The sequence below is a fragment of the Burkholderia sp. AU17457 genome, from assembly GCF_002223255.1.
Lineage (GTDB): Bacteria > Pseudomonadota > Gammaproteobacteria > Burkholderiales > Burkholderiaceae > Burkholderia > Burkholderia sola.
This window is the reverse complement of sequence record NZ_NKFB01000012.1, coordinates 1-1,302: the sequence shown is the minus strand read 5'-3', so window position 1 is coordinate 1,302 and position 1,302 is coordinate 1. Positions and strand designations below refer to the sequence as shown.

The following is a 1,302-nucleotide window of genomic DNA, read 5'->3' as shown; positions in this document are numbered from 1 at the left end:
TGCGACGCCGGCTTCAGCATCTCGTGGTCCGCATGCTGGTGATGCAGCGTCCACGGCACGTTGCCGCCCATCACCTTCTGCTCCAGCCCAACCATCAGCGTGCCCAGGTACAGGCCCTTCGCCATCCACTGCTTGAAGTTGCGCGCGCGGTACAGCTCCGTGTACAGCCACGATTGCTTGAACGCATCGGGGTACGCGTTCAGCTCGTCCGACTGGCGGCCGGCCTGCACCGCGTCGAACGCGGCGTCGGCCGCCAGCATGCCGGTCTTGATCGCCGCATGGCTGCCCTTGATCCGCGACGCGTTCAGGAAACCCGCGTCGTCGCCGATCAGCGCGCCGCCCGGGAACACCGTCTTCGGCAGCGACAGCAGGCCGCCGGCCGTGATCGCGCGCGCGCCGTACGACACGCGCTTGCCGCCTTCGAGGAACGCGCGGATCGACGGGTGCGTCTTGTAGCGCTGGAATTCCTCGAACGGCGACAGGTACGGGTTCGTGTAGCCGAGGCCCACCACGAAGCCGACCACGACCTGGTTGTTGTCCATGTGATACAGGAACGAGCCGCCGTACGTATCCGGCTTCAGCGGCCAGCCGGCCGTGTGGATCACCAGGCCCGGCTTGTGCTTCGCGGGATCGATTTCCCACAGTTCCTTGATGCCGATCCCGTACGCCTGCGGATCGGCGTTCGCGTCGAGCTTGTACTTCGCGATCAGTTGCCGCCCCAGATGGCCGCGGCAGCCTTCGGCGAACAGCGTGTACTTCGCGTGCAGTTCCATGCCGAGCTGGAAGTTCTCGGTCGGCTCGCCGTCCTTGCCCACGCCCATGTTGCCGGTGGCGACGCCTTTCACGGAGCCGTCGTCGTTGTAGAGAATCTCCGCGGCCGGGAAGCCGGGGAAGATTTCCACGCCGAGCGCCTCGGCCTGCTGGCCGAGCCAGCGGGTCACGTTGCCCAGCGAAATCACGTAGTTGCCGTGATTCTTGAAGTTGTCCGGCAGCGCCCAGTTCGGCGTGGTCACCGCGCTCTTCTCGGACAGGAACAGGAAGCGGTCTTCGCTCACCTCGACATCGAGCGGCGCGCCGCGCTCCTTCCAGTCGGGAAACAGCTCGGTGATCGCGCGCGGGTCCATCACCGCGCCCGACAGGATGTGCGCGCCGATCTCGGAACCCTTCTCGAGCACGCACACGCCGATCTCGGTGCCTTTCTCGGCGGCCAGTTGCTTGAGCCGGATCGCCGCCGACAGCCCGGCGGGGCCGCCGCCGACGATCACGACGTCGTATTCCATCGATTCGCGCGGGCCGTATTGC

1 protein-coding gene is annotated in these 1,302 nt (G+C 66.5%); it reads right to left on the bottom strand.

What is annotated here, in order from left to right; translation table 11 throughout:
- Window positions 1-1,302: NAD(P)/FAD-dependent oxidoreductase (locus CFB49_RS35340; RefSeq protein ID WP_179235009.1), on the bottom strand; the 1,302-nt coding region annotated here is incomplete at both ends.